This is a genomic window from Comamonas composti DSM 21721 (assembly GCF_000429845.1).
Lineage (GTDB): Bacteria > Pseudomonadota > Gammaproteobacteria > Burkholderiales > Burkholderiaceae_C > Comamonas > Comamonas composti.
Genome location: NZ_AUCQ01000001.1, coordinates 318,269 through 333,499, shown reverse-complemented (window position 1 = coordinate 333,499; position 15,231 = coordinate 318,269). Strand labels below are relative to the sequence as shown.

The 15,231-nt window shown below is 65.1% G+C and carries 11 protein-coding genes, 1 tRNA gene and 1 pseudogene; 5 read left to right on the top strand and 8 right to left on the bottom strand.

Annotated elements, in window-relative coordinates; all coding sequences use genetic code 11:
- Positions 1 to 125: 125 nt before the first annotated feature.
- The 4 genes and pseudogenes from G486_RS0101470 to G486_RS0101455 form a co-directional block, all read right to left on the bottom strand.
- Positions 126 to 215: transfer RNA gene (locus tag G486_RS0101470), tRNA-Ser, on the bottom strand.
- A 293-nt stretch (positions 216 to 508) separates the two neighbouring features.
- On the bottom strand, positions 509 to 2,806 hold the full coding sequence (locus G486_RS0101465; RefSeq protein WP_027013928.1) for an NADP-dependent malic enzyme: 2,298 nt from the start codon (positions 2,804 to 2,806) through the stop codon (positions 509 to 511).
- Between the two features lie 215 nt (positions 2,807 to 3,021).
- A pseudogene (locus G486_RS23870) lies at positions 3,022 to 3,302 on the bottom strand (solute carrier family 23 protein); the annotation flags it as partial.
- A gap of 63 nt (positions 3,303 to 3,365) precedes the next feature.
- Positions 3,366 to 4,031, bottom strand: coding sequence for an MSMEG_1061 family FMN-dependent PPOX-type flavoprotein (locus tag G486_RS0101455; RefSeq protein ID WP_051302983.1), 666 nt, complete (start codon positions 4,029 to 4,031; stop codon positions 3,366 to 3,368).
- 94 nt (positions 4,032 to 4,125) lie between these two features.
- On the opposite strand from G486_RS0101455, the gene G486_RS0101450 reads away from it, so the two are divergent.
- Positions 4,126 to 4,929 carry an AraC family transcriptional regulator gene (locus G486_RS0101450; RefSeq protein ID WP_027013925.1) on the top strand — a complete coding sequence of 268 codons (804 nt, stop codon included), beginning with the start codon at positions 4,126 to 4,128 and terminating at the stop codon, positions 4,927 to 4,929.
- Between the two features lie 287 nt (positions 4,930 to 5,216).
- Here the strand turns inward: G486_RS0101450 and G486_RS0101445 are convergent, their stop codons facing one another.
- The 4 genes from G486_RS0101445 to G486_RS0101430 form a co-directional block, all read right to left on the bottom strand.
- Positions 5,217 to 6,491, bottom strand: a complete 1,275-nt coding sequence (locus tag G486_RS0101445; protein ID WP_027013924.1) for a M20 family metallopeptidase — start codon at positions 6,489 to 6,491, stop codon at positions 5,217 to 5,219.
- Positions 6,492 to 6,516: 25 nt separating this feature from the next.
- Positions 6,517 to 8,370 carry a 2-oxo-4-hydroxy-4-carboxy-5-ureidoimidazoline decarboxylase gene (gene uraD, locus G486_RS0101440; protein ID WP_027013923.1) on the bottom strand — a complete coding sequence of 618 codons (1,854 nt, stop codon included), beginning with the start codon at positions 8,368 to 8,370 and terminating at the stop codon, positions 6,517 to 6,519.
- A gap of 64 nt (positions 8,371 to 8,434) precedes the next feature.
- Entirely contained in the window at positions 8,435 to 9,394 is a 960-nt protein-coding gene (gene puuE, locus G486_RS0101435; RefSeq protein WP_027013922.1) for an allantoinase PuuE, read from the bottom strand.
- On the bottom strand, positions 9,391 to 10,068 hold the full coding sequence (locus G486_RS0101430; RefSeq protein ID WP_027013921.1) for a GntR family transcriptional regulator: 678 nt from the start codon (positions 10,066 to 10,068) through the stop codon (positions 9,391 to 9,393). Before G486_RS0101430 ends, puuE begins: the two co-directional genes overlap by 4 nt.
- 122 nt (positions 10,069 to 10,190) lie before the next feature.
- Between G486_RS0101430 and G486_RS0101425 the strand changes: the two genes are divergently transcribed.
- From G486_RS0101425 to G486_RS0101410, 4 genes are all read left to right on the top strand, one after another.
- A complete protein-coding gene (locus tag G486_RS0101425) occupies positions 10,191 to 11,561 on the top strand; it encodes a glycerate kinase type-2 family protein (RefSeq protein WP_027013920.1) in 1,371 nt (456 codons plus the stop codon).
- A 160-nt stretch (positions 11,562 to 11,721) separates the two neighbouring features.
- Complete coding sequence (locus tag G486_RS21290; protein WP_034386245.1) at positions 11,722 to 12,348, top strand: TetR/AcrR family transcriptional regulator; 627 nt, start codon at positions 11,722 to 11,724, stop codon at positions 12,346 to 12,348.
- A 249-nt stretch (positions 12,349 to 12,597) separates the two neighbouring features.
- Positions 12,598 to 14,430: an acyl-CoA dehydrogenase gene (locus tag G486_RS21285; protein WP_051302981.1), complete on the top strand. Its 1,833-nt coding sequence runs from the start codon at positions 12,598 to 12,600 to the stop codon at positions 14,428 to 14,430.
- Positions 14,427 to 15,203, top strand: a complete 777-nt coding sequence (locus G486_RS0101410; protein ID WP_027013919.1) for an SDR family NAD(P)-dependent oxidoreductase — start codon at positions 14,427 to 14,429, stop codon at positions 15,201 to 15,203. Before G486_RS21285 ends, G486_RS0101410 begins: the two co-directional genes overlap by 4 nt.
- Positions 15,204 to 15,231 lie beyond the last annotated feature (28 nt).

Below are 15,231 nucleotides of genomic sequence, written 5' to 3'. Positions count from 1 at the left end.
CAAAAGTACCCGCAAAACATGAGATGACAATGCATCTCACGACACAAGCCGGGACAAGAAGTCAGCCTTCACAGAGGGGGAAAAGAAAATCCCGCGACGTTGTGACACGTTGCGGGACCTTGATATGGCGGAGGCTGTGAGATTCGAACTCACGGAAGGATCACTCCTTCGGCAGTTTTCAAGACTGCTGGTTTAAACCACTCACCCAAACCTCCGAAGCTGCGTATTTTAGCCGGGCTTGGAGGCCTTTTGCTCCATCCTTGGTTACCAGGCTTGCGATAGAGGCTGAATCATCAAGAATATGAGCGCCAAGCGCTTGATTCTATTGGATTCTGGGTCGTTTTTGGCTTGGAGTTCAATATGGGCGCGCGCAAGCCGCTTTGTTTTTGATACTGATGTCAGCCCCTTTCTGGGCGAGGCCTGCATGAAAAAGGGCGCCACAAGGGCGCCCTGGATCTTGGAGGGCGAACGCCGGCGCGCTTCTTGGGGCGCGTCGGCTCCGCCAGGCTCAGCTTCGTTGCGCGATGGCCTGGGCTGCGGCAAGGGCCGTCATGTTGACCAGGCGGCGCACGGTGGCCGAGGGCGTGAGCACATGGGCTGCCGCCGCGCCGCCGAGCAGGATCGGGCCTATGGTCGTGCCGTGGCCGCCCGTGGTCTTGAGCACGTTGAACAGGATGTTGGCCGCATCAAGATTGGGGCAGATCAGCACATTTGCCTCGCCATGCAGGCTGGACTCGAGCAGGGCGCGGTTGCGGATGGTCTCGGACAGAGCGGAGTCGCCATGCATTTCGCCGTCGCATTCGATGCTGGGGTTGGCGGCAGCAAACAGGTTGCGGGCCTCGCGCATTTTCAGCGCGGAGGGGCGGCTGGACGAGCCGTAGTTGCTGTGCGAGAGAAAGGCCACCTTGGGCGGTAGGCCGAAGCGGGCAACCTCGTCGGCGGCCAGGCGGGCGATGTCGGCCAGCTCGGCAGCGTTGGGGTTCTCGTTGATGTAGGTGTCGGCGATGAACAGCGTGCCGCTGTCGAGCATGACGGCGTTGACGGTGGCGAATTCGCCAGCGCCCGTCGCCATGCCCAGCACGTTGCGCACATAGCTGAGGTGGCCGTCGAACTTGCCGACCAGGCCGCAGAGCATGGCATCGGCGTCGCCGATGTGGACCATGAGGGCCGCGATCAGTGTGTTGGAGCGGCGCACTGCGGATTTGGCGGCTTCGGGCGTGATGCCGTCGCGGCCCATGAGGCGGTGGTAGGTTTCCCAGTATTGGCGAAAGCGCGGATCGTCCTCGGGGTTGCAGATCTCCACGTCCACGCCGGGCTGCAGGCGCAGGCCGGCCTTGGCGATGCGCGCTTCGATCACGGCAGGGCGGCCGATCAGAATGGGCTTGGCCAGGCCGTCGTCTATGGCCACCTGGGCCGCGCGCAGCACGCGCTCGTCCTCGCCTTCGGCATAGGCCACGCGCTGCAGGCTGGTCTTGGCAGCGGCAAACACCGGGCGCATGAACATGCTGGTCTGGTAGACGAAGCGGGTCAGGCTGTCGCGGTAGGCCGCGTAGTCGGCAATCGGGCGCGTGGCCACGCCGGATTCCTCGGCGGCCTTGGCCACGGCGGGCGCTATGCGCAGGATCAGGCGTGCGTCAAACGGCGTGGGAATCAGGTAGTCGGGACCGAACTTGAGCTCCTTGCCCTGGTAGGCGGCGGCGACTTCATCGCTGACGTCCTGCTTGGCCAGGGCGGCGATTTCGCGCACACAGGCCAGCTTCATGGCTTCGGTGATCTTGCTGGCGCCGCAGTCCAGCGCGCCACGGAAGATATAAGGGAAGCACAGGACGTTGTTGACCTGGTTGGGGTAGTCCGAGCGGCCGGTGGCGATGATGCAGTCCGGGCGAATGGCCTTGGCCAGTTCGGGGCGGATTTCGGGCTCGGGGTTGGCCAGGGCCAGAATGATGGGCTTGTCGGCCATGGTCTTGACCATGTCGGCCGTCAGCACGCCGGGGGCCGAGCAGCCCAGGAACACGTCGGCGCCGTTGACCACGTCGGCCAGGGTGCGGGCCTCGGTCTTCTGGGCGTATTGGGCCTTGGAGGCATCCAGGCCACCAGGGCGGCCTTCGTAGATCACGCCCTTGGAGTCGCACATAAAGACGTTCTCACGCTTCACGCCCAGGCCCACCATCACGTTCACGCAGGCAATGGCGGCAGCGCCGGCGCCCGAGACGGCCACCTTCACTGCGCCAATGTCCTTGCCCACCAGCTCCAGGCCGTTGAGCAGGGCGCTGCTCGAGATGATGGCCGTGCCGTGCTGGTCGTCATGGAACACCGGAATGTTCATGCGCTTGGAGAGTTCTTGCTCAATATAGAAGCACTCGGGCGCCTTGATGTCTTCGAGGTTGATGCCGCCCAGCGTGGGCTCCAGCGCGGCCACGATTTCGATGATCTTGTCCGGGTCGCGGGCGTCCAGCTCGATGTCGAACACATCCACGCCGGCAAACTTCTTGAACAGGCAGCCCTTGCCTTCCATCACGGGCTTGGCGGCCAGCGGGCCGATATCGCCCAGGCCCAGCACGGCCGTGCCGTTGGTGATCACACCCACCAGATTGCCGCGCGAGGTGTATTCGGCGGCCTGGCTGGGATCGGCCTCGATGTCCAGGCAGGGATAGGCCACGCCGGGCGAGTAGGCCAGCGACAGATCGCGTTGGTTGGACAGCGGCTTGGTGGGGGTCACCGAAATCTTGCCCTTGACGGGGCTGCGGTGGTATTCGCGTGCGGCTTCGCGCAAGGCTTGTTCTGCGGCGGACAGGTTTTGTGTCATACGGAAATCTCAACGAAAAATCGGAGCTGACAGGAAGCTTACCTGATGACTATCGGGCTCAAACCAAAGTACGGTTTCATCAGGCAGCAGATATTGACTTGTACGGGATCAACACGCCAAAACCCCCTGGAAAGCGGTGTCGTCCAGGGGGCGCACGCCCGGCGGTGGCCGGGCAGGGGGCTGCAGACAGGTCTTGGGCCTCAGTGGGCGTCGGCCTAGCGTGCAGCACGGATGGCAGCTTGGTTATCGCCACGCGTGCCGTTGAAGAACATATTCAGCAGCACGGCGCAAAGCGAGGCCAAGAGAATACCGGATTCGATCAGTGGATGAAGAGCGTGGGACATCCACGGATGGAAACTCGGGGCCACCGGGGGTGCATGCCCACGCCAATCGACATGGCCACCATCATGGCCTGGTTGCGTTTGTGTTGGAAATCCACCGTCTGGAAGATGCGGATGCCGGTGGTTGGCATCATGCCGAACATCATCAGGGCCGCCATCCTGGGCAGCAGGTCCGGCGGTTCTTCACCCCGGCAAGCGGTGTGCCGGTTGCGTGGGGCTCAATAGAGCGCGTGGCGCATGGCGTGCGCGTAGTGGGCATCGGCCTGCGTCACCTCGCTGCTGCTGGGCTCGGCCTCGCCGCGCAGCTTGCCCATGGCCGCCATGACCTGGCCCACACTGGGCAGGTCGCTGCGGCCCAGCTGGGCATCGGCCTGCCAGAGCTGGGCCCGGTTGACGGCGCGGCCACAGTGAAACAGCACCTCATCGATGCGCACCACGGTGGCTGCCTTGGGCGTTTTGCCGGCTTCGCCCAAGCTCTCGAGCAACTCGCTATCGGTGGAGATGCGGCCTTGGCCGTTGATGCGCAAAAAGACGTCCAGGCCGGGAAACAGAAACAGCATGGCCAGGCGGCTGTCGCTTTGCAGATTGCGCAGCGATGCGATGCGGTTGTTGCCCGGCCAGTCCGCGAAGGCCAGGGTGTGGGCATCCAGCACCTGGACAAAGCCCGCTGGGCCACCGCGCGGAGAGGCATCCAGGCCGCAGCCATCGCCGGTGGCCAGGCAGAAAAACCGGGCCTGGGCCAGGTAGCTGCGGTGAAAGTCATACAGCCGGTCAAGCACGCCTTGCTGGATGCGCTCCGTGGGCGGCTGATAGAGACTGTCCAGGTCGATGGCCCGTGGGCCGTCGGGCTGCAGATGCTGGGAAGAAGAGGGGGCTGAAGACATGGGAAAACCTTGTGCGAGGGGGATGTCTGCAGCTTAAGACGCCAAGGTTTGGCGGCTATAGAATTTTCAAGCCAAGAAACAATGAAAATCCGCCATGTCTGATCTTTTCCTCGAACTGGGCCAGTACATCGATTCCGCCGAGGGGCCCTGTGTGATTGCCGCCACCCGTTGGCAGGAAAAAGAGTTGTCGTCCGAGCCACACCAGCATGCGCGTGGCCAGCTGTTCGGCTCGCTCAAGGGCCTGATTTCCGTGCAGGTGGAGGATGCGGTCTGGATGGTGCCCGCCATTCACGCGGTCTGGCTGCCGCCCCACCATGTGCACGCGGGCCGCTCCTATGGGCCCTACCATGGCTGGAGTGCCTATGTGGCCGAGCCTGCCTGCGCCGACCTGCCCCAGCAGCCCTGCACCATCCGCATCTCCGGCCTGCTGCGTGAAGCCGTGCTGCGCCTGGCCAGTGCAACGCCCGACGCCGCATTGGCGCACAGTGCTGCACACCAGCATATTTGCGCCGTGATCCTGGATGAAATCCGCCATCTGCCCATAGAAGCCTTTGGCCTGCCCCTGCCGCGTGATGCCCGCTTGCTGCGCATTGCCAAGGCCTTGATCGCCGACCCGGCCGATGCACGCGATATCGAGGCCTGGGCCAGCTGGGGGGCGCTCAGCACGCGCACGCTCAGCCGCAGGTTTGTGAGCGAGACCGGCTTTAACTTCAGTACCTGGCGCCAGCGCGTGCGCCTGCTGCGCTCGCTGGAAATGCTGGCCGAGGGCCAGAGCATCACCGCCATTGCGCTGGACCTGGGCTATGCCAGCGTCAGCAGCTATATCAGCCTGTTTCGGCGTACTTTTGGCAGCACACCCGCAGCCTATCGATTGCAGCAGCAGGCTGCGGCCGGGTGAGCTGAAGGGACTACGGCGCTCCTGCCATGTGAGCCAGCCATGCAGACAGACTCAGCGTTTGCTGGGCTTTGGTGGGGCAGCCCTCACCCCAACCCTCTCCCGCAAGCGGGAGAGGGGGAAAAGCAAAAAGGACAAGGTCAGGAGCGCAGCACTTGAAACTGGCGCGCCCCAAGGTCAGGGCTGCCGCGCAAGGGCCGCCCCGCCGCGCTGGCAGCGTCCCCCTGCCCGCGAGCGTAGCGAGCGAAGAGCGGGGGGAAGGCGCGCAGCGCCTCAGGGGGGTGTTCCCATTACTCCAGCCAGTCCACCAGCGAGCGCGCCACCACCTTGGTGGCGCGGCGCAGGTCTTCCAGCTCCAGGCGCTCGTCGGCGCGCTTGGCATGGGACTCCAGCACGCTGCGGGGGCCGGCGCCATAGATCACACCGGGAATGCCGCGCTCCACATACAGGCGCACATCGGTGTACAGCGGCGTGCCCACAGCGGGGGGTATTTCGCCAAACACGGCTTCGCCATGGGCCTGGATGGCGTCCACCAGCGGGGCATTGCCGGGCAGTGGCGTCATGGCGTTGGCCAGCAGCAGGCGCTTGATGTCCACGCGCACCGCGTCTTCACCGCTGTAGCCGCGCTGCTGGTTGAAGCCCTCCACAGCCTGGGCGATCACGGCGCGGATGCTGGCTTCGACCTCGGCGGGGTTCTCCTCGGGGATCATGCGGCGGTCCAGCTTCAGCACCACCTTGCCGGGGATGACATTGGTGTTGGTGCCGCCCTCGATGCGGCCGATATTGAGATAGGGGTGCTTGATGCCCGGCACCTTGGACGTGATCTGCTGGTACTTTGCGTTCTCGGCATATAGCGCGTTCATGATGGCCACGGCGCCTTGCAGGGCGTCGACCCCGGTGTGGGGCACGGCGGCATGGGCCATCTTGCCGTGCACGGTGACTTCCATCTGCAGGCAGCCGTTGTGGGCGGTGACCACTTCGTAGCTAAAGCCTGCGGCCACCATCAGGTCGGGTTGGGTCAGGCCTTTTTTCAGCAGCCAGCCCGGGCCCAGTTCACCGCCAAACTCCTCGTCGTAGGTGAAGTGCAGCTCCACCGCGCCCTTGGCAGGTTTGGCCACGGCCTCCAGCGCACGCACGGCAAAGGTGAAGGTGGAAAAGTCGCTCTTGCTCACGGCCGTGGCGCGGCCATACATCTTGCCGTCTTCAATCAGTGCGCCATAGGGGTCTTTGCTCCAGCCTTCACCCGGGGGCACCACATCGCCGTGGGCGTTCAGGGCAATGGTCTTGCCGCTGCCGGGCTGGCCGTAGGGGCGACGCACGATGAGGTTGGTGATGGACTCCATGCCGTAGTCCTTGACCTCTTGCGCGGGCACCACATGCTTTTCGGCATCAAAGCCAAAGGCCTGGATGAGCGCGGCCGTGCGCTCGGCATGGGGGGCGTTGTTGCCCGGTGGCGTATCGGTGGGCACTTGCACCAGGGCCTGCAGAAACTGCACCTGCTCGTCGAAATGCTGGTCGATCCAGGCGTCCAGTGCGGCATAGGTGGCTTGGCGGTTGGGGGTCATGGTGTGTGTCTCTTGTCTGCGGTATTTATTCGGAAGCCAGCTGCTCCAGCACATGGCTGAAGGCGTCAACGGCCAGCTGCATATCGTCGCTGGTGGTGGATTCCAGCGGGTTGTGGCTGATGCCGCTGTTCAGCCCGCGGGTGAACAGCATGGCCTGGGGCATGATTTCATGCAGCTTCATGGCGTCGTGGCCGGCGCCGCTGGGCATGCGGTGCAGTGGCACGCCCAGGGCGCTCACGGCTTTTTCCCAGCGGGCCTGCCAGGCCGGAGCGCTGGGTGCGGCGGCGGCTTGCATGGCCAGCTCGGTCTGGTATTGCAGGCCGCGGCGCTGGGCGATTTCTTCCAGCTTGGCCAGCACGTCCTGGACCAGGGCATCGCGTTGGGCATCGGTGGGCGCGCGCATGTCCATGCTGAACAGGCAGCGGCCCGGCACCACATTGATGGAACCATTGGGCACTTGCAGCATACCTATGGTGGCCACGCTGTCACCGTCTTGTGCAGCGCGCTGCTCCATGTACAGGCCCAGCTCGGCCACGCCCAGGGCCGCGTCGCGGCGGCGGTTCATGGGGGTGGTGCCGGCGTGGCTGGCTGTGCCCAGCATGGTGCAGCTGTAGCGCACGCCGCCATTGATGGAGGTGACCACGCCCAGGGGAATGTCCAGCTCGTTGAGCACCGGGCCTTGTTCGATATGCACCTCGATAAAGCCCAGGTAGCGGGCCGGATCGCGCTGCAGCTTGGGAATGTCGTCTATGCACAGGCCAGCGTGTTGCATGGCTTCGCGCATGGTGATGCCGTCGGCATCCTGCTGGTCCAGCCATTCGGGCTTGAAGTCGCCAATCAGCGCGCCCGAGCCCAGGAAGGTGGCCTTGTAGCGCTGGCCTTCCTCCTCGGCAAAGCCCACGACTTCAATGCCAAAAGGCAGGCGCTTGCCGGCGCGGTGCAGCTCGCGCACGCAGGCCATGGGCACGAAGATGCCCAGGCGGCCGTCGTATTTGCCACCGTTGCGCACGGTGTCGTAATGGCTGCCGGTGAGCAGGTAACGCGCCCCCACGCTTGCCACTTCGTGTGCTGCGCTGCCCCCCGAGGGGGCCGCGGCTTGCTTGGGGCGGCCCGGCGCTGCGCCGTTATCGTCGGGTGGAGCGGGGTGGTAGCGGCCCACCACATTGCCCACGGCGTCGATTTCGACCTCGTCAAAGCCGCAGTCGCGCATCCAGTGGCTGATGCGCTGGGCACAGGCGCGGTGGGCATCGGTGAGGTAGGTGACGGTGAGCTGGCCCAGCTCGGCGTAGCCAGGGTCGGTGTGGGCGCTGAGTTTTTCCTGCCAGTCCCACACGTCATGGCCCAGTACGGGCTCGTAGTCGAACTTGTCGTTCAGGCGGATTTCGGCAATGCGGTGGATGTTGCGCAGCGCCTCGGCGCGTTCAAAGTCGGGGTGGTTGGCCAGGCGGCGCGCAAAGCTGTCGATGATCTCCTGCTTGGCCAGGCCTGTACCGCGCGGGCCGCGCACGGCCAGGATGAAGGGGAAACCAAAGCGGGCGTTGTAGTCTGCGTTGAGCTGCTGGATGCGGGCGAACTCCTCGGGCGTGCAGGCCGTCAGCCCGGCCTTGTTCTGCTCATTGGTGGATTCGGCCGTGAGTGCCTGGGCCACCATGGCCTTGCCCGCCAGCTCCGGGTGGGCGCGGATCAGCTCCAGCTGCGACTGTGCCGAGGCCTGGGCCAGCACCTGCACCATGGCGTGTTTGAGATGGGCCAGCGATTGGAAGGGGCGCTGGGCCAGCGCGGCGGCGGCAATCCAGGGGGAATGTTCGTACAGGCCATCGAGCAGGGCCACGGCCTGTTCTGCGGGCGCAGCGTTCAGTTGTTCCAGGGTCAAAGCCATGGTGTCTCCTATCAAAATATGAGCATTCAGCGCTTATGTAGAAAGCGCTGGAGGCTGTTTTTATTCAAATCGCCGGAGCGGGAAAGCGCTGGGCCCAGTGGCGGGCCAGGTCGATGCGGCGGCACACCCAGACCTGGCTGTGGTTTTGGATATGGTCCAGAAAGCGCTGCAGCGCCGTGATGCGGCCGGGCCGGCCCAGCAGGCGGCAGTGCATGCCTATGCTCATCATCTTGGGGGCGTTGTCCCCGCTGGGGTCGCCCTCGGCATACAGGGTGTCGAAGCTGTCCTTCATGTACTGGAAGAACGGGTCGGCATGCGAGTAGCCCTGGGGCAGGGCAAAGCGCATATCGTTCACGTCCAGCGTATAGGGCACGATGAGCTGGTGGTGCAGGCTGCCATCGGTTTTTTCCTGCTTCATCCAGAAGGGCAGGTCGTCGCCGTAGTAGTCGCTGTCGTAGACAAAGCGGCCGTCATCGGCCACCAGGCGGTGGCTGTTGGGGCTGTCGCGGCCGGTGTACCAGCCCAGGCCGTGGTCGCCCCCATGACCGTAGAGGTCTGCAAAAATCTCCATGCACTGCGCCATGTGCGCACGCTCGATTTCTTCGGGCACGTTCTGGTAGTGGATCCACTTCAGACCGTGGCAGGCCACCTCGTGGCCCAACTGGTCAAAGGCCTGGGCCAGCTCGCGGTGTTTTTGCAAGGCCGTGGCCACGCCGAATACGGTCAGCGGCAGGCCGCGTTTTTCAAACTCGCGCAATATGCGCCACACGCCAGCGCGGGAGCCGTATTCATAAATGCCATCCATGCTCATGTGGCGGGCCGGGTAGGCGGCCGGGTTGAACAGCTCGGACAGAAACTGCTCGCTGCCCGCATCGCCGTGCAGCACATGGTTTTCGCCACCTTCCTCGTAGTTCAGTACAAACTGCACGGCCACGCGGGCCTGGCCCGGCCATTGGGCATGGGGCAGTTGGCGGCCGTAGCCAACAAGATCACGGGGATAGGGTGCGGTGGCGTCGTAGGTCATGGGGTCAGACTTGACAAGGCCATGGATAAATCGCTGCTGGGCATGTCCCGGTCGAATGTCAGGCCGGCTTCCACATGGACCAGGTGCTGCTGCATGAGTCGCACGGCATGCTCGACATCGTCGCCGGCCAGCGCGGCCACGATCAGCGCGTGCTCCTCGTGGGAGTGTTCTGCGGCGCTGCTGCTCTGGTACATGAGCGTGATGAGCGCGCAGCGCGAGATCAGCTCGCCCAGCAACTGGGCCAGGACCTCGTTGCCCATGAGCTCGGCCATGCGCACGTGAAAGTCGCCCAGCAGCTCGGTGCGCTGGCCCACATCGTTGCGCTCCATGGCTTTCTTCTCGGCTGCCACATGCTGCTTGAGCCTGCGCATCTTGGCCGATGTGCGCTGGGCCATGAAGGCGCGCACCATTTCGGCCTCGAGCATGCGGCGCACTGCAAACACCTGGCGTGCCTCTTGTACCGAAGGTGTGGCCACGAAGGCGCCGCGCGCAGGCTCCAGGCGGATCAGGCGGTTTTGAGAGAGCTGGAACAAGGCCTGGCGCACCAGTGTGCGCGAGACGCCAAAGTGATCGGCCAGCTTTTGCTCGGCCAGCTTGGTGCCTGGCAGAAGCTTGTGCTCGACAATCGCCCGGGTTAGATGTTCGACGATGTAACTGGTGGCTGAGGATTCCATGTTTTTCATGATAGTGTTTGCAGCTGCTATTTGTATACAAAATCTGTCGACTGATTTTGGGGTTTTTCCCTAAAAAACCCTGCGGCCCTGCGCCGTGGGGCGTTGGCACAATGACAGGCATCATGCAAGTCCAGAAATCCGCTTCGGGTACGCGCCAGCCCGCATGGCAAGCTTCTTCGGTGCGCGATGACCCCGCAGGTTTTCTGCGCCATCTGTTCCAGGTGGCCGTGGATCAGGCCTCGCCGGCCCAGGGTCTGGCAAGGCATTTGCCCCAGCCCCCGAAGGGGCGCACGCTGGTGCTGGGGGCGGGCAAGGCTGCCGCTTCCATGGCCCAGGCGCTGGAGGCCTTGTGGCCTGCGGATGCGCCCTTGTCCGGCCTGGTGGTCACGCGCTACGGCCATGTGCCGCCACGCGAACCGCATGTGCGCCAGCACATCGACGTGCTCGAAGCCGCCCATCCCGTGCCCGATGCCGCCGGGCTTGGCGCTGCGCAGCGCATGCTGGAGCTCGCCCAGGGGCTGGGTGCAGACGATTTGGTGCTGTGCCTGATCTCGGGCGGCGGCTCGGCGCTCTTGAGCCTGCCGGCCGAAGGCATGAGCCTGGAGCATAAGCAGGCCGTGAACCAGGCGCTGCTGGCCAGCGGCGCCAGCATTGCGCAGATGAATTGCGTGCGCAAGCACTTGTCACGCATCAAGGGCGGGAGGCTGGCCGCGGCCTGCCATCCGGCGCGCGTGCTCACGCTGGCGATCAGCGATGTGCCCGGAGACGATCCCTCCATCATCGCCAGCGGTCCCACGGTGGCCGATGCCAGCACCTGCGAGGAGGCGCTGACCATACTGCAGCGCTACGGGATTGCGCTGCCCGACAAGGTGCACGCGGCGCTGCAGGCCGGGCAGCTGGAGACGCCCAAGCCCGGCGATGCGCGCCTGGCAGGCCATGAGCTGCAACTGATCGCCACGCCCATGCAATCGCTGAAGGCTGCGGCCGCTGCGGCGCGCAGCGCGGGGCTGGCCGCTTATATCCTCTCGGACGCCATTGAAGGAGAGTCGCGCGAGATCGGCAAGATGCATGCGGCCCTGGCGCGCAGCGCGGCCTGCGAGCAGGCCTGTGCCGATCTTGGCTTCATCCGGCCTTGCGTGCTCCTGTCGGGCGGCGAGACCACGGTGACCCTCAAGCCCGTCGCGCCCGGCAGGCCAGCGGGACGCGGCGGGCGCGCAGGCGAGTTCTGCCTGGGCCTGGCACAGGCGCTGCAAGGCCAGCCCGGTGTCTGGGGCCTGGCTGCGGATACCGACGGCATGGACGGCGTGGAGGACAACGCCGGTGCCAGCGTCAGGCCCGACACGCTAGCCCGTGCCCGGGCCCTGGGGCTGGACGTGGCCGAGCACCTGGATCGCAACAACGCCTATGACTTCTTCGAGGCTCTGGGCGATCTGGTGATCACCGGCCCTACGCACACGAATGTGAACGACTTCAGGGCGATATTGATTTTGTAGCTGGTAGCGCTTGCTATGGCTTGATTACAGGGCTGAATATGTATGAAATCGAGATAGGGCAAGCGCTAGCTGCTCACAAAAAAGAGAATTCCGGTTTCCGGGCAAGGTCTGTCCTGCGGCGGCCCGGTCTGGCGCGGGCTGGCTCGAAAGCGCGGCGGCCATGAGCCTGACCGCAGCCGGGATCCGGCCGCGCCGCAAGCCTTCGCAATCGCGTGCCTGGGCCACCTCCCAGGCGATACAGGATGCGTTTCTGATCCTGCTGCTGGAAAAGGGCTACGAGTCGGTATCGATACGTGATATCGCCGGCGTGGCCGGGGTCGGCATAGGCACGCTGTATCTCTACTACCCGAACAAGGAATCCATTGCCGCCGTGACGGTGCGCAGCCGGGTGCGCCAGCTGGCCAGCGCGCTTGTCAGGGCGCGCGATGCGCACGGGCCGCGCACGGTGCGGGAGATTGCCACCGCCCTGGTCGCGGCCCATGTCGGTTTGATGCTGGGCCAGCCTGCGCACTGGACGGCCCTGATCCTGCTGGAGCGCCGGCTGTCCTCGCTGGAGTCCTATCGCCAGCTCTATCGCCACCATGTGGACATCACGCATGAGGCCCTGGCCGCAGCCATCGACTGGCCGGACGGGCAGCAGCCCGCCATGGCGGCATTTTCGGTCTTCACCATGGCCGACGGGCTGGTGCGCAACGCCTTGCTCACATGGGCGGTTGAGCCCAGGGCGGGCGAGATCGAGGCGCAAGTCCTGCAGGCCGTCTGCGGCTATCTGGCATATCGCGGCTGAAGACTGCCGCAGCGCTGATGGGCGAGCCGGGGCCTGGCTCCAGGTTCTGGGGGACAGCCGAACCTGAACAGCCGCAGGCCGGGGCGGGGCTCTCTTCATGGAGGTGAGTGCACAGCCCCGCTGTCCGCACTTTGCAGGGCTGGCTGGAAACATGAACATGCGGCGGGCCGAAGATTCCTAGACTGAAGCCTTGCCAAGGCCTTGGGCAGGAACCCCGAGGCGGAGCGAATTTTCCGGATCCATACAGCCATGCCACAAGACAAAGACCACGCTGCGCCTGCGTATGCGGCGCCCATCCACGAGCTGATGTTCGTGCTTCACGAATGGCTGGGTGTCGAAGCCGGCCTGCGCGCCCTGCCGCCCCATGCCCACATCGGCGCACAAGACATGGACAGCCTGCTGGTACAGCTGGCGCGGTTCGCGCAGGATGAGCTCGCCGCGCTGAACCTCAGCGGCGATCAGCAGGGCTGCCGCTACGAGGACGGGCTGGTGCATGCGCCAGCAGGGTTCGCACAGGCCTATCGCGACTTCTGCCGGCGCGGCTGGCCGGGCCTGGGTGCGGCGAAAGAGTATGGTGGCCAGGCCTTGCCCACCGTGCTCACCCATCTGGTGACCGAGCTCATGGGCTCGGCCAACCACGCATGGCTGATGTACACCAGCATGTCGCGCGGCGGCTATGCCTGCATCGAGGCCAATGGAACCACTGCCCAGAAGGCCAGGTACCTGCCCCCGCTGACCAGTGGCCACTGGACCAGCAGCATGTGCATTACCGAAGACCAGGCCGGCACCGATGTGGGCCTGCTGCAGACGCGCGCCGTGCCGCAGCCCGATGGCAGCTATCGCCTGTGGGGCCACAAGCGCATGGCGACGAATGCCGAGCACGACCTGTCCGACAACATCCTGCATCTGGTGCTGGCACGCATAGAGGGTGCGCCCGAGGGCGTGCGCGGCCTCTCGCTGTTCATCGCGCCCAAGTTTCTCCCCGATGATGCGGGCCGGCCCGGTGTGCGCAATGCCGTGCGCTGCACCGCACTCGAGGACAAAATGGGCATTCGCGCCACGCCCACCTGTCGCATGCAGTTCGACGGGGCCCGGGCCGAGTTGCTGGGCCAGCCCCAGCGGGGCCTTCAGGCGATGTTCGTGATGATGAACATCGCCCGCCTGGCCACCGGCATGCAGGGCGTGAACCAGGCCGAGCGTGCCTATCAGCTGTCATCGGCCTATGCGCAGCAGCGTCTGCAGGGACGCAGTGCACGTGGGCCGGCGAATCCGCAGGCCGCTGCGGATCCCCTGGTGGTGCATGCCGATGTGCGGCGCATGCTGCTGACCCAGCGGGCCTGGCTGGAGGCCGGCCGCGCCTTTGGCTATTGGGTGGCGCTGCGCGTGGACCAGTCCCTTTGTCATCCCGATGCGCAATTGCGCGATGAGGCCGCAGCGCAAGTGGCCCTGCTCACGCCCGTGCTCAAGGCCTTTGCCACGGACAACGGTTATGCATGCGCCACGTTGGCCCAGCAGGTGCTGGGCGGCTGGGGATATCTGAATGCAAGCGGTGCCTCCCAGTTCATCCGCGATGTGCGCGTGGGCCAGATCTATGAGGGCGCCAACGGCATACAGGGCCAGGATCTGCTGGGGCGCAAGGTGCTTGGCGATGGCGGGCAGGCGCTGCGCTCCTTCGTGGACATGGTGCGCAGCGCGCTGTCGCGTGTGCCGGCGGATTCGGCACTGCAGGCGCATGTGCGGGCCGTGGATGATTTGTGCGAGCGGCTCAACGCCCTGACCGAAGACCTGGCCGCGAGGGTGGTGCAAGACCCGGACCAGCTCGGTGCCAGCGCGAGCAGCTATCTGCGGCTGCTCGGCCATCTGGTCTATGGCTGGATCTGGATAGACATGGCCCGCGTGAGCGAGGCGGCGGCCGGCAGCTCGGTCTTTCATGCGGGCAAGGTCTCGTGCGCGCATTTCTATTTCGCCCATCTGTTTCCCGAAGTCGAGCATCTGCTTCGGGCCGCCATGGCTCCTGCCGGTCTGCTGGCGCTTGCCGGATGTGCAACACAGGAATTCACTCACCCAGGGCAGAACGCATGAACTCCATCGCATCAGATCTCTTCGACCTCGGCGGCAAGGTTGCCGTCATCACCGGTGCCAGCCGGGGCATAGGGCGGGCCAGCGCCTTGCAGCTTGCTGCGCGCGGCGCCTCGGTATGCGTATCGAGCCGGCACCTCGGCGCTTGCGAGGAAGTGGCGGCGGTCATACGCGCCGCAGGCGGGCAGGCCATGGCCTGCGAGGCGAATATCTCCAGCCAGGAGCAGCTCGCGCACCTCATGAGGCAGGTGAACGAGAAACTGGGGCGCATCGACATTCTGGTCTGCAATGCAGCCACCAACCCGTATTACGGGCCGATGGAGCAGATGGACGACGAGATCTTCCTCAAGATACTGCGCAACAACGTGCTCAGCAATCTGTGGCTGATCAAGCAGGTGGCACCGCAGATGCGCGAGCGCCGCGATGGCAGCATCATCATCATCTCCTCGATCGCCGGGCTCAAGGGCTCGTCCACCATAGGCGCCTACGGGGTCTCCAAGGCAGCCGACATGCAGCTGGCGCGGGATCTGGCCGTGGAGCTGGGCCCGCACAACATCCGCGTGAACTGCATTGCGCCGGGCCTGATCGAGACCCGGATGGCTCAGGCCTTGGTCGACGATCCCAAGATGCAGGCCTTTACGCAGGGCAAGTTGCCGCTGCGCCGCCTGGGCCAGCCTGACGATATCGCGGGCGTGGTGGCTTTTCTGGCCTCGCGTGCGGGAGCCTTCGTCACGGGCCAGACGCTGGTTGCCGATGGCGGAGCCGTGATCGCATAGTCTGGCGCCAGCGGCGGCATGGGGCCGG